We start from the raw sequence: 20,595 nt of genomic DNA on the forward strand, positions 1-20,595 counted from the left end.
GGTTGGTGTGGGTGGTGATGTAGGTGGGGGTGTGGTGTTCGGTGTAGCGGTGGAAGGTGGCGTGGAGGGTGGTGAGGTGGGTGGGGGTGGGGTGGGTGTGGGTGTGGGTGGCTTGGCGGGCGGCTTCGAGGAGGACCATGCCGGGGATGTGGTCGGTGGTGTGGTCGAAGAGGATGGGGTGGTGGGGGTTGGGGGTGAGTTGCCAGGTGTGGGGGGTGGTGGTGGGGGTGAGGACGAGGTCGAGGGGGAGGTGGCGTCCGTAGGGGGTGGGGTCGGTGGGGGGTGTGGGGGGTGGGGTGGGTTGGGGGGTGGGGTGGTTGGTGTGGGGTTGGCGGAGGCGTTGGTAGGTGGTGGGGGTGAGGCAGGTGAATTGGCCGCCGCCGGTGGCGGTGGTGTGGCCGTTGCGGGTGATGTTGATGTGCATGGTGAAGTCGGCGAGGCGTTTGCCTTTGTAGCGGAGGGTGGTGCAGGTGGCGGTGAGGGTGAGGTCGGTGGGGGTGGGGCCGATGTGGAGGTGTTGGGGGTGGGTGGTGAGGTGGATGTTCCACATGAGGAAGTGGTGGTCGAGGGGGACGCCGAGTTCGGCGTGGGCGAGGTAGAGGCCGGTTTGGCGGATGGTTTCTGCGGCTTGGAGGGGGTCGTGGTGGGTGCCGTGGGGGGTGGTGTAGAAGGTGTGGGCGCGGGGCCATTGGGCGGTGAGGGTGTAGTGGTTGTCGCCGGTTTTTTCGCTGCCGGTGAGGAAGACCTCGGCGAGGCTTGAGCGGTGGACGTATTCGCGGGGGACGGTGGTGGTGAGGCGGGGCATGGGGGTGGTGGGTGCGGGGTGGGGGGGTGGGGTGGGCTGGGGGGTGGGGTGGTTGTCCTGGTGGACGGTGAGCAGGGTCATGGGTGTCTCCGTTGCGCCGTTGGATGGGCTGGGATCGACCGTGCAGGGTCATAAGATACGAACCTACCGGTTTTCTTTTCAAGGGCGGGCGGGGAATTTCGCGGGCGGTGGTCGGGTGTGGGGCGCCGGCGGGCGGGGTGCGGGGGTGGGGGTGCGGGCCGGCCGGGGTGGGGGATCTTTCCGGGTAAACGGGGGGTTGTATTCCGTTCTGGTGGTGTCTTCCGTGGGTGCGGGGTGCTGTGCGAGGCTCGGGTGCGGCGGGGGTGCTGGGGGTGGGGTCCCTCGCGGGGGGCGGGTTCGGGGGCTATGGTGAAACCGGCTGAGCGGTTTGGTTTGGGTGCTGTTTTGGTGCTGTTCTGTGCGGGCGCCGGCCGGCGCCCGCACAGGTGCAGGTGCCGGTGCCGCGAGTACGGGTGCGGGTAGGGCGGGCCGGTGGTGGGGGTGGCGGGCCGGGCGGCGGGTGATGGTCCGGTGCTGGTGGTTGAGGGGGTGGGGGCGGCGGTCCGGGGGGTGGCTGTGCGGGGGTGCGGGGGGTGTGTGGTGCGTCGTTCCTGGTGAGGGGCGGGGTGTCGGGGTGTGGGTGGTCTCGTGGTGCTGGTCCCGGGTGGTGCGGTGCTCTCGTGGTGCGGTGTCCTCGGAAGGGGGCTCCTCGTGGTGCGGTGTCCGTTGGGGGGCGCTCTCGTGGTGCGGCTCTCGTGGTGCGGTCCCGGTGTTCTGGTGGTGTCGGGCGGTGCGGTGCTGGTGGTGGTGCCGGGTGCCCGGTGCCCGGTGTCGGGTGGGGGGGGTGTCGGGTGGGGGTGGTGGTGCTGTTCTGTGGTGTGGCGTTTTGTGATGGTTTTGGGTTGTTGGTGCTTGTTCGTATTGCTGTGTTGGTTCGTGTCGTTGTGGTTTTTCCGGTGTTTTCGCTGTCTGCGGGGAGGGTCTGATGGTGCGTCGGCTGGATGGGCGTGAGCAGGTTCGCGGTGAGCTGGACGGGCTGGACGGGAGTGAGCCGGTGGTGAGCGGGGCGGCCGCCGGGAGCGGGGCGGCTGCGGGTGGTGCGGCTGGGAGCGGGGCGGCTGTTGCTGGGCTGGTGGGGGGTGAGGCGGCTGCGGGTGGTCTGGCCGGGCTGGGCACTGCCGGGCCGGCCGGGGGCGGGCCGGCCGTGGGTGGGCCGGCTGGGGTTGGCGTGGCCGGGGGCGCGGCGGGTGGGGGTGGTGGGTGTCCGTTTGTGTTGGATGTGTTGGGGCGGGATGTGCAGGGGGAGGCGGCTGTGTTGCGGGGGCGGGGTGTGGTGTCGCGGGTGGTGTTGCCGGGTGGGGTGGGGGCGTGGGTGGTGACGGATGCGGGGGTGATGCGGGGTTTGCTGGCGGATGGGCGGGTGTCGAAGGATGCGTATCGGCATTGGCCTGCGTGGCGGCGGGGGGAGGTGTCGGGGAGCTGGCCGCTCGCGGTGTGGGTGTCGGTGCAGAATTTGGTGACGTCGTACGGGGCGGAGCATCGGCGGTTGCGGGGGTTGATGGCGTCGGCGTTCACGGCGCGGCGGGTGGCGTTGCTGGCGCCGCGGGTGGAGGAGATCGCGTCGGGTCTGCTGGATGGGGTGCAGGAGGCGGCGGGGCGGGGTGGGGGTGGGGTGGTGGATGTGCGGGAGTTGTTCGCGCTGCCGTTGCCGGGCCGGGTGATGCTGGAGTTGTTCGGGATTCCGGAGGAGTTCCGGGGGCCGTTGCGGGAGATCATCGACGGGTTTTTCGACACGGCGGTGTCGTCGCAGGAGGCGCAGCGTAATTACCGGGCGCTGTATTCGACGATGGGGGAGCTGGTCGCGTTCAAGCGGCGGTGTCCGGGTGAGGACCTGACGAGTGCGCTGATCGCGGCGGGTGATGCGGGCGGCGGGGGCGCGGAGGGTGCGGACACCCCGGACGCGCGGGGAGCTTCGGGCGCGCGGAAGGTTTCGGGGGGTGGGGGGTTGAGTGAGAAGGAGCTGGTCGACAACTTGATCATGTTGTTGAGCGCGGGGTGTGAGCCGACGGTGAACCTGCTGGGCAATGCGGTGGCGTTGTTGCTGGGGGATGTGGGCCAGCTGGAGTTGGTGCGGTCGGGGCGGGCGTCGTGGGGGGATGTGGTGGAGGAGGCGGTGCGGGTGGAGGCGCCGGGGGCGAATGCGATCTTGCGGTATGCGGTGGAGGACGTGCGGGTGGGGGAGACGGTGATCGAGCGGGGGGATGCGCTGGTGATGTCGTTCGCGGCGGCGGGGCGGGATCCGGGGGTGCACGGGGCGGATGCGGATGTGTTCGATGTGACGCGGGCGACGCGGCGTGAGCATCTGTCGTTCGGTCATGGGGTGCATTACTGCCTGGGGGCGCCGCTGGCGCGGCTGGAGGCGGAGATCGCGCTGCGGGCGCTGTTCGGGCGGTTCCCGCGGATGCGGGCGGCGTTCGGGCCGGGGGAGTTGCCGCGTACGGAGTCGTTCATCTCGAACGGGCCGCGGGTGCTGCCCGTGGTGCCGGGGCCGGCGGCCGCTGCGGCCGTGTGAGCCTGCCGGGCCGTCCCGGCTCCGCCCGTCCCGGCGCCGGACCCACCAGACCCCACCGGCTCACCGGTTCACCAGGCTCCAACGGCTCGCCAGACCCCACCGGTCCACTAGGCCTCACCGGTCCGGCAGGCCTCACTTGCCTGGCAGGCGTCACTGGCCCATCGGGCCGGGCGGCCTCATCAGGCTTGGTGGGCCTGGTGGGTTGGGGTGGGCGTTGTTCTGGGGTGTGGCGGGGTGTGGTCGTCGGGGCTGCGGGCCGGGTGAGGGTGTGTCTGGTGGTCCTGGGTGGCGGGCTGTTGTGTGCCGGGTGGTGCGGGGGTGCTGGCTGTGCCAGCTCTCGGCTTGTCTTGCTTCGTCTTGTCTCGTCGTGCGTTGTCCTGGCGCGTGCGCTGGGCCGGCTGTGGTGGCCGGTTGATCCGCTGCGGGTGTCGGCGCTTCGTGGAAACTGACCCCCGGGCAGTCCTTGGGTTCTAACACTTGTCGCAACATTCCTTGATCATTAGGGGCGTGTTGATGGCGAGGCGGGGCAGGAAGCGCAGGCTGGAACTCGAAGCTGAGTACTGGCGTCTGCTGGAGTCCGGGGTGGGCACGGTCGAAGCGTGCAAGGAACTGGGCATCGGGCGGAAGACCGGCTACCGATGGCGGGCCGAGAGCGGTGGACTGCCTCCGCGGTCGCTGCCGGAGGCTTCTCGCTCCGGCCGCTATCTGTCGCTACTGGAACGCAAGCGGATTGCCACCCTGCACGAACGCGGCCTGGGTGTCCGGGAGATAGCCGTGCGTCTTCAGCGATCGCCGTCGACAGTCAGCCGCGAACTGCGCCGAAACAGCCTGCCGCATGACAACGGCGTCTACGATGCCGACCTGGCCCACCATCGCTCCCTCGAACGTAACGGACGGCCACGCCGCGTCAAGCTCGCCGCGGACCCGGAGCTGAAAGCCGAGGTCCAGGCCAAGCTCGCCCTGGAGTGGAGTCCCGAGCAGATCGCGGCCCATCTGCGCGCGCTCTGGCCTGATCGTCCGGAGCGACATCTGTGCCACGAGACGATCTACCGGGCTCTCTACCAGGGCGCCAGAGGTGGCCTGAGCAGGACGCTGACCAGGAAACTCCGCACCGGCCGGCCTCTTCGGAAGAAGCGCCGCCGGTCTGACAAGCGTGCTGCGAGGTTCGTGGCTCCGGCCGTCCTTATCGATCGCCGGCCGTCCGTCGTCGAGCTGCGGACCCGACTGGGTGACTGGGAAGGAGACCTGATCGTCGGGTCTCACAGCCGGTCCGCGGTGGCGACGCTGGTCGACCGCCGCACCCGCTATCTCCGTCTGATCGCCCTCCCTGACGGGCACTCCGCAGACCTGCTCCGCGACGCTCTCATCGCGGCGTTCACCGCACTGCCCGAGCAGGCCCGCCGGACCCTCACCTGGGATCAGGGATCCGAGATGGCCCGCCACAAGGAGCTCGCGCCGCACTTCACCGACGGAGTCTTCTTCGCCCGCCCCGGCAGCCCCTGGCAGCGCGGCACCAATGAGAATACGAACGGACTGATCCGGCAGTACCTGCCCAAGCGTACAGACCTGTCTCAGACCACCCAGGACCACCTTCGCGAGATCGAGTCCAGACTCAATAACCGACCCCGCAAGACTCTGAGTTGGCAGACCCCGGCCTCCGCCTTCGCTGCTGCCCTGACACCATGAGCCTGCAACGTTGCGACGATCACGCGAATCCGCCGTCCGGGAGTCTTGACCCCCTCCTGGCTCTTGGAGGGTGCTGAAGGTGGAGGGCTGGACAGAGATGCGCCGGCTTCATAGGGCGCAGGGGATGGCCGTCAAGGAGATCGCGTGTCGGCTGGTGGTGGTCCGCAACGCGATGCGGGCTGCGGGCTGTTGGCGAAGGACCGGGCCGGGCGGGAGTGACCTGTCACAGCGTCCACCAGCAGTACAGCCGCAGGTCTGCGGCGCGAGCACGCTTGGCCAGGCCGACGAGTGCCTCCACGATCACCGTTGCCGTCGCGGCATCAAGTCCACGGACCCCACCGGCCGAAGACCAGGCCTCGGCTGCGGCCACGACGCCGTCCTCGGTGGTGGAGGCCAGGACGTCGCACAGGGTGTCCGACACGGTCAGCACGAACGGGCTGTCGACCTCTGCGGACGACAGCAGCTGTCCGACGCGGGGCCGTTTGCCGGCCTCCTCATGGCTGCAGCTCGTCATGATCGCTTCGAGGTGGGCGATGGCGACGACCGGATCGACGTCCTTGAGGAAGATCACGTCCAGCCCGGCACGTGTCGGGCCGCCGGCCTCGATCACGGCGACAGCGGTCGCGTCATCGGCGGCGGAGAAGTAGTCGGCGTCTGGCACAGACGGATTCTGGCATCCACCACTGACGACTGCCGGCCAGCACCGGGGCATCACACAACCCGAGGGGGCCAATTTTCGGAGACAGCCAGAGGGCCACATCTCGCGAAGCGTTGACAGCGGGTGCCGGCAGCGCTCAACTCCACGCTGTCGTGCGGCTTTTTGCCGACCGGCCGCATCCGTCTGCGGCCGGCCGTCGCCGCGGGTGGTGCGGGTTGAGTGGGGTGTTGTCCGGTCCGTGGTTGGCGAAGTCTCCGGTCGGTGGCTGCTCGGGGTTGATCCGGACCGGTTACCGTGCCTGGTCGCCGGTGCTGGTTGCTGGTTGTCGGCTGAACGGGCCGGTGGGCTGGGGGTTTTCGTGCCGGTGGGTTCTCCGGCGGGCCGGCGTGCTGGTGGGGGCGGGTGGGGCGGGTGGGGCGGGCTGGGGGAGTGTGTTTCGGTTCTGACGCGGTGGGGCCGGTCCGGGGGTTGCCGGGGTTCGTCTGCTGTGTGAGCCGGGGTCGGCGGTTGCGGTGTCCTGTGGCGGCCTGGCAGGGGGCGGGCGCTGCGCCGGGGAGGGTTCGGCGCTGTGGGTGTCGCTGTGCGCCGCCTGGCGGTGGCGTTCTGGCGGGCACGGCCTGGGCAGGGTTCCGGGCCGGGCGGTCTCTGTGCGGGGGACGCGGGGCCCGGTGTCTTTGGTGGTGTGTGCCGGGGGCCCTTTTTCGTGTCACCGTCCCCCCCCGGCAGCGCGGGCGGGCGGGTGGCGGTGGGTGGGCTGTGTCGGGGTGGGTGTGGTGCCGGCCGGGTCTTCGTGTGGTGGTGTCACGGGCTCGGGTGTGCGGGGGCCGGCCTGTCGTGTTGGCGGGTTCGGGGTGGGGGTTGTTGTGCGGTGGGGTGTGCGGGTGTGGTGGTTCGGGGGTGGGGACCGGTTGAATCCGGACTTCCGGTTGGGTGGGTGCGGGGGGTGGCGGGAGGGGGGTGGAAGCGTTGTCCGTCCCGGTGAGGGGGCGGGCCGGGCGGGGTGGTGAGGGGGTGGGCGGAGGCGGGGTTTTGAGCCGGGGTGGGGTGATGGCGGGAGCGCTGCCCTTGTGAAAATACGGACTACCTGGTTTGGTTTGGAGTGGTTGCAAGGAGAACATCTTGCGATGGAGTGAGGAACGACCACTGGAGGGTTCGTGGTGCGGCAGGAGCGTGCGATTCGCACCCGGCGGGCGATTTTGAATGCGGCGGCGTCGGTTTTCGACGAGCGCGGGTATGAGGCCGCCACGATCGGTGAGGTGCTGACCCGGGCGGGTGTGACCAAGGGGGCCCTGTACTTCCATTTCCCCTCGAAGCAGGCGCTGGCGGAGGGGGTGCTGGCGGAGCAGTTCTCGGGGTTCACGCTGGCGCCCCGGGCGAGCAAGCTGCAGGAACTGGTGGACATGGGGCTGTCGCTGGCGTACCGGATGCGCCGTAACCCGGTGGTCAGTGCCTCGGCGAGACTTTCGCTGGGCCAGGAGATGGGGGCCATCTTCGGCACCTGGACGATCACGACCTGGCTGGATGCGACGGAGAAGGTGCTGCGCGAGGCGCGGGAGCAGGGTGAACTGCTGCCGCATGTGGACCCGGCGGAGAGTGCGTGGGTGTTCTCGGCCGCGTGGACGGGTGTGCAGGTCTACTCCCACACGCTGGCGGGCCGGGAGGACCTGGAGCGCCGCGTCTCCGCGCTGTTCGAGCATCTGCTGCCGAGCATCGCGGTGCCCGCGGTGCTCGGCAAGCTGGTCACCGACCCGGCCCGGGCCGCCGAGGTCGCCGCCGAGGGCGAGCGGCTGGCCGCCGAGGCGGGAGAGCTGGGGGACCTGGACGAGGTCGCCGCTCCCGCCTGACCCCGCACCCGCCCGCACGCGCGGACCCACCCCACCCGCAGACTCGTCGGCCGCGCGGATCCGCCTCACCTGCAGACGCGTCGGTCGCGTCGGTCGCGTCGGTCGTGCGGATCCGCCGGCCGGCGGAAGCGCGGAAGTGCAGATCTGCCGATGTGCCGATGTGCGGAGCGCGGTGGTGGCGGCCGGCGGGGCTGTGGGGGTGGGGCTCCGGGCGGGTGCGAGCGGGCGTCGAGTGGTGCCGCGAAGTGTGGCGGCGCTGCGGCATCCGGTCCGTCCCGCGTGGTCTGTCCGTGTCGTTCCGGCGGTGGTGGTGCCAACTGCCGTGTGCGGGCCGGTGCGTACGGACCCAGCGGTCCGTGTCGCGGAGCCGTTCGCGTGCGGGGTGGGTGAGGGTGTCCGTCCGTGCGGTGTGCGGGGGACGGTTTTGTTGTGTGCGGGTCGTCTTCCGACGGCCGGGCGGGTGTGGTGTGTGCGGGCCGGTCCGGTGGCGCGGGACGGGGTGGCGGGGCTGGTGGCGGGCGGGTCTGCCCGTCCGGCGGGAAGAGTGCGGGCAGGGGTTGGGGGACACACCTTCCCATGAAACATACCGCGCGTGCGGTTTGGTAGGGTGTGGTCTCGGAGTGCCCGGGGGTGTCCGCCGTGGCGGCGGCCGGTGCGGGCCCGGGAGGAGGCGGGATGGTCAAGCAGGTTCGGGCGGCACGTACGCGCCAGGCCCTGGTCCGGGCGGCGGCCGAGGTGTTCGCCGATGACGGGTACGCCCTCGCCTCGCTGCCTGCGATCAGCCGGCGGGCCGGGGTGAGTACCGGGGCGCTGCATTTCCATTTCCCGAGCAAGGATCTGCTGGCCCGTGAGGTGGAGGCGGCGGCGACCGTCTCCCTGCAGCGGCTGGCCGCGCGGCAGGACACGCCGCCGGACACGCCGCCGGACACGCCGCCGGGCAGGCCGCCCGGTGGCCGCGGTGGCCCCGGTGGCCCGGGCGGGGCGGGTGCGGAGGGTGCGGCGCTGCAGTTGCTGGTGGATGTCAGCCGTGACCTGGTGCTGGCGCTGTCGGCCGACCCGGTGCTGCGGGCCGGGTTCGGGCTGGGCGGTGATCCCTCGCGCAAGAGCGGTGAGGGGCCGGGCCGGTGGTGGAGCGAGTGGGTGCACGCGCTGCTGCGCGAGGCCCACGGCGCGGGCGAGCTGGCCGAGGGGGTCTCCCCGGAGACGGCCGCGGTGGCCGTGGTCGCCGCCACCCTCGGGCTGGCCGGCCTCGCCCTGCGCCACCGCTTCCACCTCTCCCCCCACCTGGTGGAACAGTTCTGGGCCCTGCTGCTGCCCGGCCTCGCCGCGCCCCCGCCCCGGCGCCCCGCGCGGCCGGGCATACCCGCCGCCGAGACCGGCCCCGCCCCCCGATAGGAGGTCGGTCCCGCCCCGGCGGGAGACCGGTTCCGCCCTCGGTGGGAGACCGCCGGCCCCGCTCTCCGGCAGGGACCGGCCCGCCCCGCCCCTGCGGGGAGACCGCCTTCTGTCGTTCCGGGAGGAGGCCGGTCCCGCCTCCCGGCAGGAGTCCAACCCGCCCTGTCCCGGCGGGAGGCCGCCTTCTGTTCCCGGGGAGGAGGCCGCCTTCTGTCGTCCGGGGGTGGACCGTCTTCTGCCCGGCGGTGGGCCGGTTCTGTCCCCGGGGCGGGATCCGGCTCCGTCCGGTACGGGGGGTGCGCCCACGCCCGGGTAAACAGACCGCATGGTCCGGCAATGAGGAAGTCAAGTCCTGCGGGGAGTGGTCCCGCGGGGTCCGGTGTTCCGCCTGGCCGGGGGTTGTGCGGCAAAAGTCGGGTTCCCTGGAGGGGGTCTCGAGTGCCGGCGGAGAGAAAACACGACGACCGGTTTGAGATTGACATACCGTCCATGCTGTTTTTTACTCGGGTGTGCCGGGGAAGCGTGACGGCAGCCGGGCCGCCGCCCGGCCGGCAAGTCCCGTTACGGCGGGGTCTTCTGACGGACCGGCAGAACAGTCGGACCGGCAGGACAGTCGGACCGGCAGGCAGGACGGTAGGCCTGGAGACCGGTCCCGCCTGGAGACCGGCGGGACTGGTCCGGCAGGTTCGGCAGACCGGTGGTTTTGATGGTCTGGCGGGGTGAGGCCCGGCGGGTTTCGGAGGCGGGTTGGCCGGTGGCGGGACGCAGACGGCGGCCGGTCGGCCGGCGGTTGCGGGCCGGGCCGGTTTTGCGGCGGGGTGACGGGGACGCGGTGGCTGGTGCGTGGCCCCCGGGCTCTGGCAGATGGCAGCGGACGGACAGGGGAGACGGCGTGGACACCGACATACTCGGCACACTTGATGTGCGGGAGAAGGGCATCTCGATCACCCCGACCGCTCCCAAGCCGCGGCAGGTGCTGGCGCTGCTGGTCCTGCATGCCGATCAGATGGTGCCGGTGGGGATGCTGAGCGAGGAACTGTGGGGCGGGCAGCCGCCGCGCAGTGCGCGGCCCACTCTGCAGACGTACATCCTGCAGCTGCGTGAGCTGATCACCGCGGCGCTGGAGAGGGATCCGGGCGGGCACCGCAGTGCGAAGGACGTGCTGCTGACGGTGCCGGGCGGGTATCTCCTCAAGAGCGGTGAGGGCAGCAGTGACGTGCGGGAGTTCGAGCGGCTGGCCGGGCTGGGCTACCGGGCGATGGACGGGGCGGACTTCCCCGAGGCGGCCCGGCACCTGCGGGCGGCGCTCGCGCTGTGGAGCGGGCCGCCGCTGGCCGACGTGCAGGCCGGTTTGCACCTGGCCACCCAGGTCAAACGGCTGGAGGAGAGCCGGCTGTGCGCGCTGGACCAGCGCATCGAGGCCGATCTGCGGCTGGGCCGCCACCGTGAACTGCTCGCCGAGCTGACCGTGCTGGTCAGCCGGTATCCCACCCACGAGAGCCTGTGCGGGCAGTACATGCTGGCCCTGTACCGCTCCGGGCGGCGGGGCGAGGCGCTGGACGCCTACCAGCGGCTGCGGGCCACCCTGGTACGCGGTCTGGGCCTGGAGCCGTCGGCGGCGCTGGGCAAGCTGCAGCGTTCCATCCTGATGGCCCGGCCGGACGGCTCACCCGCCGCGACAGCCACGACCGCCGCGACCGCCGGGACCGCTGGCCCCGGTACGGGTCCCGCCGCCGGCGGACGGCTCGCCGCCCCGGTCGGCTGACCACCCCACCCCACCCCACCCCACACCCTCCCCGCCCCCTGACGCCGACGCCGTTCCCGTCCTGGTCCTCGTTCTGCAGCCTCCGGCCTCCGACTTCCCTGGCCTCCGGCTCCCGGCCCCGGCTCCGGCCCCGGCCTTTGGGGCCGGTCTCCAACTCCCCGGCCCCGGCCTGCGGTTCCTCCCCGCCCGGTCCCTGGCGCCGAGGGGCAGGGACCGGGCCGCCCGGCGTGCCGAACCGCGCCGGCCGGCCCGGGCGGCGCCGTATGAAAAGGGGAACCCGGGCCGGACCGCGTGAAGCCACTCTCCGCCGATCCCGGCAAATCCCGGCCGATCCCGGTGGTGTCCCGGTCGTGCCCGTCGGTCCCCTCCGCGTGCCCGTCGTGCCCTCTGTGCGGACCGTGCGGGCGGCCGGGACGGTTCGGGTTCCGGGCGGGGCGGGGCGGGGCGTGCGGCCCGGCCGGGAGCGGGGGAGTACGGGAGTGGGGGAGTCGGGGCGGGCGCGAGGCGGGCTCGAGTGGGGCGGGGCAGGGTGGGGGCATCCGCGGGAGGAGGGGCAGGATGTCGTCGCGCGTGCACGCCGGCGAGGACGCCGTGGAGGTGGCCGCTCCGGCCGGTGTGGTCTACGGGCTGCTGGCCGATGCCGTGCGCTGGCCGGTGTTCCTGCCCTCTCATGTGCACGTCGAGCGGCTGGACTTCGACGGGACACAGGAACGGCTGCTCGTGTGGGAGGTGGCCGACGAGGCCGGTGCCCCGGGCGGCCACGTCCGTTCCTGGCACACCCGGCGGGTGCTGCGCCCCCAGGACCGCAGTGTCGTCTTCGAGCAGGAGGACCAGGCCCGTCCCGGCATGGTGACCTCGGGGGTGTGGACGGTGCGCCCGGCGGGTGAGACACGGTGCGTGCTGAGCCTGCGTCAGGAACGGGTGCTGCCCGTGCTGCTCGCCGCGGACGACAGCCGTCTGCGCGGGGACGCGGCCGCCGACGTACGGCGCCGGCTCGGTGAGGTCCGCGCGGCGGCCGGGCAGTGGGAGGAACTCGACGAACTGCTGCTGTCGTTCGAGGACCGGATCCGTGTCGAGGGCCCCGCCGAGCTGGTCTACGACTTCCTCTACCGGATCGAGGGCTGGCAGGAGCGGCTGCCGCACGTCGAGGGGACGCGTGTGCGCGAGGACGCGCCGGGCATCCAGGTGGCGGTGGTGGACACCTGCGCCGCGGAGGGCGCGGGGAGCGTCACCACCCAGGCGGTCCGGCTGTGTTTCCCGCACGCCGGGCGGATCGTCTACAAGGAGACGCGCACGCCCCGCCTGCTCGCCGCCCACAGCGGTGAGTGGTCCCTGCTGCCGGACGCCTCGGGGGTGACGGTCGTCGCCGCGCACCGGGTGATGCTCCGGCAGGACGCCGTCGCCGGGGAACTCGGCGAGACCACCAGCCTCCTGGAGGCCCGCCGGTATGTGCACGGCTGGCTGTCCCGGGCCGACCGGCAGGCACTGGGCCTGGCCAAGTGGCATGCGGAGAGCACCGTCCGCCGTCTGCGATGAACAGATGAACAGGAGGCCGTCCATGGCCGTCACCCGTCCCGCCCCCCGCCCCGTCCCCGCCGCCGTCCCGCCCGCCGGGCCCGCCCGCTCCGGCGGCCACGGCAGCAGCAGTAGCAGCAGCGGTGGTGGCGGTGGTGGTGTGGTGGTGTCCGGGGCCCGCCGGGGCGTCGCGCACCGGTATGCCGCCCTGCCGCCGCCCCTGGAGGTGGCCCTGGCCGCGCTGCGCCTGGAGGCCCTGCTCGGCGACCCCCGGGATGCCGCCAACCCCTACGGCCTGCCCGCCCTCACCACCCGCACCGGCCCCCGCACCACCACCGCTGCCGCCGCTGCTCCTGCCGCGGTCGCGGGGGGTGCGGGTGGCGGTGCGGGGGAGGGGTGGGCCGGGCTCCTGGCGGCGGCGGGCCTTGGCCGGATACGGGCCGCCGACCAGCTGGTCCGTGCCCTGCGGCCGGTCCTGCGCCGGGACGTGGCCCTGGGACACGCCTGCGCCGCGGCCGCGGCGCAAGGTCCCTGCCCGGTGCCCGCCGCGCTGCTGGGCCCGGCGGCGCTGCTGGCCGCCACCGGCACCGTGCTGCGCCAGGCCGCGCGGATCGTGGCCGGCCGCTGCGGCAGCGAGCCGGCCCTGCGGCAGTGGCGGCCCGTGCTCGCCACCGCCTTCGCCGACCTGCTGGCCTGCGAGAGCCTGACCAGCGTGGCACTGCGCCGCCCGGCCCGCCCCGCGCGGCCCGGCGCGCTGCTGCCCGCGGTCGCCGGCTACGTGGTGCCGACGGTGGTGGCCGACGTACTGGCCCAGCTCGAACTGGTCCTGGCCGAATGCGGCCACGGGCCCGCCGGCCCCGAGGGCCGCATGCTGGCGAAACTGGCCGGCGACCTTCCCGCCGCCGGCGTGGACGCGGCAGCCGCCGGATCCTGGCAGACCCACCTCGTACAGGCTCTGCCGGCACTCTCCGAAAACCCCCGCCCCCCGCACCCCGCCGCGCTGCCCGCCCTGTTTCACCTCGCCGACCCCCACCCCCACCCCGGCCCCGGCCGCGATCTCGGCCCCGGCTTCGGCCGCACCGCCGCCGCGACTCCCGGCACGCACCAACACCAGCACCAGCACCAGCAGGAGCAGGAGCAGGAGCAGGAGGGGGAGCGGGAGCAGGAGCGGGAGCGGGAGCGGGACGGTTACGGGGAGGGCGGCGGGGACGGTGTGGTGCTGTCGGGGCTGTTGCGGGCCGCCGCCCGTCCGGCCGGCGGTGATGCGGACCGTGCCGCGCTGGCCGGCGCGGCCCGGCGGCTGCTGAGCGAGCGGCGCGTGCTGCGCCGCGCGTGCCGCACGGCGGGCCAGGACGGTCTGGACGGTCTGGAGGGTGTGGAGGGGCCGGCCGTACGGGCGTTGGCGGACCGTCAGGCGCTGCTGTGGCTGGCTGCCGCCGTGCTCGGGGTCCAGGAGGCCGCCGACGACGGGCGCGGTCTGTTCCTGGGCGGCCCGCAGTGGGCGCTGCTGGCGCTGTCGGGCATCACCGAACGGCTGGGGGTGCCGCTGCCCGGTCCCGCCCCGGCCGCCGACCCGCGCGAACGGGTCTGGGCGGAGCTCGCCGACCGGGTCCGCCACGGTGTGGACTGCGACATCTACGCCACCCGGGTGCTGTGGTGAACCGGCACCGCCCGCCCGCCCCGGCCGGCACCGGCGACGCACGCCCGCACCCGCCCCACCCGGACGGCCCGGACGGCCCCGCCCCGGACACGCCCGCCCCAGGCCTGCCGGGCCTGTTGGGTCTGCCGGGCCTGTTGGGCGTGCCGGGTCTGCCGGACGAGATGGGTCTGCCGGGTCTGCCGGGTCTGCCGGGTGCGGCGGCGGGCGGCCCGGGGACGGGGGACGGGGGGCTGCTCGGGCCGCCGCTGCACGTGGCCGGTCCCGAGGGTCCCTGGGAGGAGGTCCACGACCAGCTCGCCGGCCGCGGTCACGTCCTGGTGCACACCACGTGGGGGCAGTGGCTGGCGGCCGCGCTGCTGGACCCGGGACTGCGGGGCCTGCTCGGCCGTGACTGGCCGCGCTACCGGCAGACGGCCGCACCGGCCGGCCGGCTGCGGTTCGCCGCCTCGCGGATGGTCCTCAAACACACCGCGGCCGCCGCCCTGGACCTTTCCGCGGACGCCCTCGACCTCGCCTACCGGCCCGGCGGCCGTCCCCATCTGCGCGGCCTGGCCGGCACCGAGGTGAGCCTGGCCCACACCGACGAGCTGATCGTGGTCGCCGTCTCGCGCACCGGGCCGATCGGGGTGGACGCCGAACCCCTTTCCCGCCGGCCGTCCTTCGACCTCCTGCACCCCTATGTGTGCACCCCCGCCGAGGCCGCCGAACTCGCCGCGCTGCCCGAGGACGAGCGCACGGCACGGCTGCTGCACCTGTGGACGCTCAAGGAGGCCTACACCAAGGCGCTCGGGCACGGCATGCGGCGCCGTTTCGCCGCGTTCGGCTTCAGCCGGGACGGCCAGGGCCGTACGGTCCTGTCCGACGAGCCGGCCGGCGCGCCGCGCTGGATCCTCGCCAGCCACCTCGTCCACGGCCGCTATCTGCTCAGCGCCGCCCACCGTCCGCTGCGCCCGGTCGAGAGCGCTTCGCGGCCCGCTCCACACCCGCTCGAGGAAACAGGCCTCCCACCTGCGGCGACGCTAGGCTGGCAGCTGCCGGGCAGCTCCGGCGCACAGCCGACATGACGAGAGGCGGGCGTCGTGAACCACCGTGCAGCCACCCCACCACGCACCGCCCCGCCCGCCCCCGCGCGGCCCTGTGCCGCTGCCGGCGGCAGGCCGGGCGGCAGCTTTCGCCGCCGCCCGGCCGGACACGGGCCGGGCACCACGACCCCGCATGCCCCCACGACCCCGCATGTCCCCACGGCCCGCCCGGCCCACCCGGGCCGTCCGGCCTGCTCAACCCGCCCGGCCCGCCCAGGAGTTCCTGCCGCTTCCGCCGTTCCTGCCGGGGCCGGTGACCGTACCGGTCCGGTCCGGGTGGTGCGGGTGGTGCGGGTGGCGGGGGCGGCGCGGTAGGGGGAGCGGGGAGCCGGCCGGCCGGTGTGCCGCGGGTGGGGTGGTCGCTGGTTCCCGGGAGGGCGGATGAGCAGCCGGTACGCGCCGCAGGGCGCCGTTCTCACCGTGGTCCACGAGCCGGGCACGCCCCCGCAGGAGGGTCCGCTGGTGCTGGAACTGTGCGGCCCGCTGGGCCCGGCGGACGCCGAGAGCGTCGCCGCCCGCCTCGCGCAGCGCCACCGTGCCTTCGGCGTCGCGCTGGACAGTCACCGGCCCGGCCGCCACACCCTGCGCCTGACCCCGCCCGCCGCCATGGCGGGTCCCGTCCCGCTGCCCGCGGAACTGCTGGCCGACGTACTGGCCCCGCCCCCGCCGGGCGGTGAGGTCCTCCCGGTCACCGGACACCAGCAGACCCTGCTGCGCGCGGCCCTCGCCCCCGACGCCGGCACCAGCCCCGCCGACAGCACCAGCCACACGCACCTGATGGACGGCACCGGCACCGGCGCCGTGGACGAGGCCGCCGCCGCCAACACCGGCGCTGCGGACGGCGGGGATGAAAGCGGAGGCGGCGGGGATGGAGGCGGGGGTGGCGGGGGCGGTCATCTGGAGCAGTTGTACTGGGACTGGTCCGGGCCGCTGGACGTGGCCCGGTTCGCGGCGGCCTGGCAGTCGGTCGTGGACCGGGAGTCGGTGCTGCGGGCCTGTTTCGACTGGGTCGCCGCGCCCCGTCTGGTGCTGCACGCCCGCGCCGATGCCGACATCGCCGTCCACTCCCGTACCGCCGTCACCTGGGCGCAGCTCCTGCGGCGTGACCGGGCGCGGGGTTTCGCGCTGCACCGGCCGGGCCTGCTGCGCCTGACCCTGCTGCGGGGGCCGTCGGCGCAGGCCACCACCCCGGCCCCGCCTCCGCGGGTGCTGCTGACCTACCACCCGGCGCTGCTGGACGAGCGGGGCGTGCACCTGCTGCTGCGGGAGTTCTACCGCGCCTATGCCGCGGGCGGTGTGCTGCCCGGCGGGGAACGCCGCCCCGACCTGCGCGACCATGCCCGCTGGCTGGCCGGCCAGAACACCGACGCCGCACGGCAGTTCTGGGCGCGGGCCGCGCCGCCGCGGCACGCCGCGACCCGCCCGGGCCGGCCGGGCGGGTCGACCGGGCAGCACGGGCCCGGGCTCCTGCACACCCGGCTGCAGGCCGCCCCGACCTTCCGGCTGCGTTCCTGGGCGGCCCTGCGCGGCGCGGCGGAGAGCAGTGCCCTGCACCTGGTGTGGGCGCTGCTGCTGTACCGGGCGGCGGACGTGCGGGGCCCGCTGCCGGTGAGTTTCGGGGTGCAGCTGTCGGGCCGGGACATCGCCCTGCCGGGCGCCGCGGGCATCCCCGGCCCGCTGGACGGCCCGCTGCCGATGACCGTGACCGTCGACCCCGACGCGCCCCTGACCGGCCTGCTGCACCAGGTCCGGGACACGCTCCTGGACGTGGCCGCCTATCCGTGGGCCGGCACCGAGTCGATCCGCGCGTGGACCGGCAGGCCCCCCTCCCCGTCCGCGTCCGGCGTGGTGAGCGACGCGTTCACCGATCCCTGCGCCGACACCCTGGTGCGGTTCGAGGGCCCGCTCCCGCTGCCGTCCGCGCTGCGCGGTGAACTCGCCGCCCAGGGCATCGACGTGCAGAGCCCGCGCACCGCGGCCGGCGCGCCCGCCCGGCCCCTGACCCTCACCGCCCGCCACGACACCGAGGGCGCTCTGGCCCTCAGCGCCGTCCACGACCGGGCCCGCCTGGCCGACGAGGATGCCGCCGCCCTGCACGCCCAGTGCGTGCGCCTGCTGCGCGCGCTGCCCGGATACCGGGATGCCGCGGCCACCGCCGGACAGCTGCTGGAGGTGCTCGCCCGCGCGGCCGTCCCGCGCATGGCGCGTCCCGCCCCGCCTCCGCCGCGTCCCGCGCTGAGCGTGCTGCGCCCCGGGCACCCCCACGCGGACGTGATCTGCCTGGTCGTCGTCCCCGGTGTGCCCGGGGGCAGTTACGACCTGTTCGCCCGCGGCCACCGCGGCCCGGAGAGGATCGTGGCCGTGCACGCCGACGGTGCTCCCGGCGCGCCGCAGGCCGTACTGCACCAGGCCCGGGGACCGGGCCGGCGGCTGGTGCTGTGCGGGTGCGGGCCCGGCGCCCGGGCGGCCTACGAACTCGCCCACCATCTGCCGTATGCCACCGGCCCGGCTCCGGCCGTGGTCATGACCGGTATCGGCGACGCCGCGGCCAGCGCGTCCGCCCTTGCCCGCGGCGTCTGCTCCGTCCTCACCCCGCCCCCCTGAAACCGCCCCGCCCCGCTGCCCGCGAGACCGGCAACGGGACCCAAAAAGCAGGGGGGCGGCGGAGAAGGGAAGGAAGAGAAGAAGGGGCGCAGGAGCGGCGAACGAGGGGACGGCCGCGCTGTGTTCACGCCCGACCCCGACCCCGGCCCGACCGCAGCGCGGCGCGGGGGTGGGGTGGGGTCGGGTTGCGCGGGGTGGGGACGGCGGCCGGTGGTGTCGCGGCGGTCACCGCTGCGCGGCACTGCCGCTACACCGCGGGGACACCACGGGGGCGGGCGGACCACCTCTGCCGTCTATGTGCCGCCGCCGCTGCGAGGGGTCCGCCGTCGGGAAGCGGAAGAGGCGGGGAGCGCATCGCGTCCCGCGACGGCACCGCACCCGGACACACAGACCGCCCTCGCCCAGGCCCGGGCCTGGGCCTGGGCGAGGGCGAGGGCGGAAGACAGCCGGGCCGGAAGACAGTCGGCCCCCCTGCCTCCTGCCCCTGCGCGCTGCGTCCCGTGCCCGCCCGGTGCCGGGTGGCAGGCGGGGCAGGGCGGGGGGAGGGGACGGGGTGGCCGGGGCCCGGTCCGGTGTCCTGTCGTGTCGTCACCGGCCGGGCCTGCGGGGGCCGGAGGGCTGTCCGGCGGCGGGCCGGGCCTCCCGCCCCCGCCCCCGCCCCGCGCCTCTCCGGCTCTTCCTGCTCCGGCTCCTGCTCCCGGGCTCGGGCTCGGGTTCAGGCCGTGAACAGGTCGTAGGTGGAGCTGTGGCGCGGTCCGGCCAGTACGTCCAGCTGGGGGTCGACGGTCAGGACGGCCTGGTGCAGCCGCTGCAGCTGGGGGGAGGGTTCCACGCCCAGGTCCTCGATCAGCCGGACCCGCAGCCTGCGGTAGACCTCCAGGGCGGAGGCCTGCCGGCCGGAGCGGTAGAGCGCCACCATGGCCTGCGAGTGCAGCCCCTCGTGCTGCGGGTGACGGGCAGTCAGTTCGATGAGTTCGGCGATGAGTTCGGCGTGCCGGCCCAGCCGCAGGTCGGCGTCGATGCGCCGTTCCACGGTGACCAGCCGGCTCTCCTCCAGCCGTACCACCTCGATCTCCAGGACCGGTCCCAGGCGTACGTCGACCAGGGCGGGGCCTTCCCACAGTCCCAGGGCCTCGCGGAAGCGGGCGGCGGAGACCTCGTCGTCACCGCTCTCGAACGCGGTCTGTCCCTCCCGCGTCAGACGGTCGTACTGGTGCACGTCGACGCTGTCGGGCGGGATCTGCAGCAGATAGCCGCCGTGCCGGGTGGCCAGTACCTCCTTGGCGCCGCCCGGAGCGCCGGGCCCCATCGCGGTGCCCAGCCGCCGGCGCAGTTGCAGGATGTAGGTCTGCAGGGTCGTCAGTGCGCTCTGCGGGGGCTGCGTCGCCCAGATCTCCTCCATGAGGGTCGGGACGGGCATCACCCGTCCGGGATACAACGCCAGCAGCGACAGGATCTGCCGCGGCTTGCCCGCGCTCGGAACGATGGATCCCCCGTTGACCTCGGCACTCAACGGACCCAGAACCTGAATCCTCACCGGTCTCCTCCGTATGTCGTCGAGCTCCTTGTCCCGTTCCTTTTGTGGCCAGAAATCCGCGCCGCCGCTCACGCTAGCCGCGGCCGTCCCTCCCCAGCGATTTCCTGGAGCCGTTCTCGAGCGGACTTCCAAGTCCGGTGCCAGGCACGGTGTCCGGGGTGCTGGAGGACGCTTGCATTACGGCTCGAATCGAACTCCTGATTCCGCCGTCACCGCACTCCAGACGGTTACCGTCGTCCATTTCCGTGCGCCCGCGCCGCTGCCGGCGGCATCCGTAATGACCGCCGCGGGCGGCGTCAAGACATCACGCCCCCGCCCCGCCCGGCATCGGCCGCGCACCGGGCCGCACGCCCCGCGCCCGCCCTCCCGGCCGCCGCGCCGGGCACCTCCCGCCCTCCGTGCCCGCACGGCAACTGGCCGAAGCGTTTCCCCCGACCCCACCGCAGTCCACTCCACCCCGCTCCAGTTCATCCGGGCGGTGCCCACTCACTCCGAGCCGCCTCCCGCCGCCCCCGCCCTCCCGCCGCCCCGCCCTCCCGCCGCCCCGCCCTCCCGCCACCTCCGCCCGTCCCCGCCGCCCCCACTCACTCCGATCGGCCTCCCGCCACGCCGACTCCCGTCACCTCCAGCCGTGTTGACACAACTTCCGCCATTCCGGCTCCTGTTGCGCCAACTCTCCTTCCTCCGGCTCCTGTTGCTTCATCTCCTGTCACCCCGCCGCCGGGCCCCCGTCTCCCGTCCCCTCAACTCCCGCTGCCCGGGACCCGCAGGCGCGCCCCGGCCGCGCCCCGGCCTCTTCCTCCCCTACGGGCGCACCGCACCGCTGTATGGCCCCGGCGTCCCTCCCGTACCGTCCCCGGCGCTGCGTGCCTGGCCGCCCTGCGGCCGGGGGCGGCGGCGTGGAGCGCTCTTCGAGCGCAGTGAGAGCGGTTCTTGAGCGCGGTGACCGATGGTGTCCCCAAGGCTGTAAGGAGGAGGGAGGAGGTATGGGCACGACGGACCGGTACGAGCCCGTCCCGCGCGTGGAACGCGGAGGGGACGGCGAATGAGGAACTGGCCGCACTCACCGTGGTGCTGCCCGCGCTCGGCGCGGGCCGCGCACCCGCCCGCCGGGGCAGGCCGGTCGACGGCTCCCGCCGGTGGAGGGGGCCCCGGGCCTGCCGCGGCCCGCGCGGCCGGCAGTGACGGACCTCGCCCAGAAAGGGACCTGACATGGCAATGACCACTGCCCCCGCCCCCGTCGAGCCGGGGCCGACCGACATCCGCGGACGCGTGGCGGAACTGCACGCGATCCGTGAGGCGGCCCGGCTGGGCCCCAGCGAGAAGGCGACCGCCGCCCAGCACGCCAAGGGCAAACTGACCGCCCGGGAGCGCATCGAGCTGCTCCTCGACCCCGGGTCCTTCCAGGAGGTCGAGCAGCTGCGCCGGCACCGGGCGACCGGGTTCGGCCT

General features: G+C 74.1%; 14 protein-coding genes. 11 read left to right on the forward strand and 3 right to left on the reverse strand.

Annotated features, from left to right (window positions below; translation table 11 throughout):
• On the reverse strand, nt 1–886 hold an 886-nt coding region (locus ACFV2J_RS40790; RefSeq protein WP_385443539.1), incomplete at its 3' end, for a ScbA/BarX family gamma-butyrolactone biosynthesis protein.
• Between the two features lie 1,210 nt (nt 887–2,096).
• Here ACFV2J_RS40790 and ACFV2J_RS40795 point away from each other — a divergent pair.
• Together ACFV2J_RS40795 and ACFV2J_RS40800 are read left to right on the forward strand one after the other, a co-directional pair.
• Nucleotides 2,097–3,398 (forward strand): cytochrome P450, encoded by a 1,302-nt coding sequence (locus ACFV2J_RS40795; RefSeq protein ID WP_385443542.1) that lies wholly within the window; start codon nt 2,097–2,099, stop codon nt 3,396–3,398.
• 513 nt (nt 3,399–3,911) lie between these two features.
• Nucleotides 3,912–5,084, forward strand: a complete 1,173-nt coding sequence (locus ACFV2J_RS40800) for an IS30 family transposase (RefSeq protein ID WP_385443555.1) — start codon at nt 3,912–3,914, stop codon at nt 5,082–5,084.
• Between the two features lie 223 nt (nt 5,085–5,307).
• On the opposite strand, the gene ACFV2J_RS40805 is transcribed toward ACFV2J_RS40800, so the two are convergent.
• Entirely contained in the window at nt 5,308–5,745 is a 438-nt protein-coding gene (locus ACFV2J_RS40805) for a hypothetical protein (RefSeq protein ID WP_385443544.1), read from the reverse strand.
• A gap of 1,154 nt (nt 5,746–6,899) precedes the next feature.
• On the opposite strand from ACFV2J_RS40805, the gene ACFV2J_RS40810 reads away from it, so the two are divergent.
• The 7 genes from ACFV2J_RS40810 (at nt 6,900) to ACFV2J_RS40840 (ending at nt 17,607) form a co-directional block, all read left to right on the forward strand.
• Nucleotides 6,900–7,586, forward strand: a complete 687-nt coding sequence (locus ACFV2J_RS40810) for a ScbR family autoregulator-binding transcription factor (RefSeq protein ID WP_381240001.1) — start codon at nt 6,900–6,902, stop codon at nt 7,584–7,586.
• Nucleotides 7,587–8,261: 675 nt separating this feature from the next.
• On the forward strand, nt 8,262–8,981 hold the full coding sequence (locus ACFV2J_RS40815) for a TetR family transcriptional regulator (RefSeq protein ID WP_385089371.1): 720 nt from the start codon (nt 8,262–8,264) through the stop codon (nt 8,979–8,981).
• A gap of 892 nt (nt 8,982–9,873) precedes the next feature.
• Complete coding sequence (locus ACFV2J_RS40820; protein ID WP_385443547.1) at nt 9,874–10,746, forward strand: BTAD domain-containing putative transcriptional regulator; 873 nt, start codon at nt 9,874–9,876, stop codon at nt 10,744–10,746.
• A 558-nt stretch (nt 10,747–11,304) separates the two neighbouring features.
• Nucleotides 11,305–12,282 carry an SRPBCC family protein gene (locus tag ACFV2J_RS40825; RefSeq protein ID WP_385089377.1) on the forward strand — a complete coding sequence of 326 codons (978 nt, stop codon included), beginning with the start codon at nt 11,305–11,307 and terminating at the stop codon, nt 12,280–12,282.
• A 22-nt stretch (nt 12,283–12,304) separates the two neighbouring features.
• Nucleotides 12,305–13,921 carry a hypothetical protein gene (locus ACFV2J_RS40830; protein WP_385443550.1) on the forward strand — a complete coding sequence of 539 codons (1,617 nt, stop codon included), beginning with the start codon at nt 12,305–12,307 and terminating at the stop codon, nt 13,919–13,921.
• Nucleotides 13,918–14,985 carry a 4'-phosphopantetheinyl transferase family protein gene (locus ACFV2J_RS40835; RefSeq protein WP_385089383.1) on the forward strand — a complete coding sequence of 356 codons (1,068 nt, stop codon included), beginning with the start codon at nt 13,918–13,920 and terminating at the stop codon, nt 14,983–14,985. Before ACFV2J_RS40830 ends, ACFV2J_RS40835 begins: the two co-directional genes overlap by 4 nt.
• 399 nt (nt 14,986–15,384) lie before the next feature.
• Nucleotides 15,385–17,607, forward strand: a complete 2,223-nt coding sequence (locus ACFV2J_RS40840) for a condensation domain-containing protein (RefSeq protein ID WP_385089385.1) — start codon at nt 15,385–15,387, stop codon at nt 17,605–17,607.
• 715 nt (nt 17,608–18,322) lie between these two features.
• Here ACFV2J_RS40840 and ACFV2J_RS40845 read toward each other — a convergent pair.
• Nucleotides 18,323–19,144, reverse strand: coding sequence for an AfsR/SARP family transcriptional regulator (locus ACFV2J_RS40845; RefSeq protein ID WP_168525349.1), 822 nt, complete (start codon nt 19,142–19,144; stop codon nt 18,323–18,325).
• Nucleotides 19,145–20,215: 1,071 nt separating this feature from the next.
• Here ACFV2J_RS40845 and ACFV2J_RS40850 point away from each other — a divergent pair.
• Nucleotides 20,216–20,329 carry a hypothetical protein gene (locus ACFV2J_RS40850; RefSeq protein WP_385443558.1) on the forward strand — a complete coding sequence of 38 codons (114 nt, stop codon included), beginning with the start codon at nt 20,216–20,218 and terminating at the stop codon, nt 20,327–20,329.
• Nucleotides 20,330–20,362: 33 nt separating this feature from the next.
• Nucleotides 20,363–20,595: carboxyl transferase domain-containing protein (locus tag ACFV2J_RS40855; RefSeq protein ID WP_385097795.1), on the forward strand; the 233-nt coding region annotated here is incomplete at its 3' end.

The organism is Streptomyces sp. NPDC059668 (assembly GCF_042734135.1).
GTDB lineage: Bacteria > Actinomycetota > Actinomycetes > Streptomycetales > Streptomycetaceae > Streptomyces.

What these genes read in the sequence shown, in the direction of transcription:
- ACFV2J_RS40800 (WP_385443555.1), top strand. Translation starts at nt 3,912, where the DNA reads ATGGCGAGGCGGGGCAGGAAGCGCAGGCTGGAACTCGAAGCTGAGTAC.
- ACFV2J_RS40815 (WP_385089371.1), top strand. Translation starts at nt 8,262, where the DNA reads ATGGTCAAGCAGGTTCGGGCGGCACGTACGCGCCAGGCCCTGGTCCGG.
- ACFV2J_RS40825 (WP_385089377.1), top strand. Translation starts at nt 11,305, where the DNA reads ATGTCGTCGCGCGTGCACGCCGGCGAGGACGCCGTGGAGGTGGCCGCT.
- ACFV2J_RS40830 (WP_385443550.1), top strand. Translation starts at nt 12,305, where the DNA reads ATGGCCGTCACCCGTCCCGCCCCCCGCCCCGTCCCCGCCGCCGTCCCG.
- ACFV2J_RS40840 (WP_385089385.1), top strand. Translation starts at nt 15,385, where the DNA reads ATGAGCAGCCGGTACGCGCCGCAGGGCGCCGTTCTCACCGTGGTCCAC.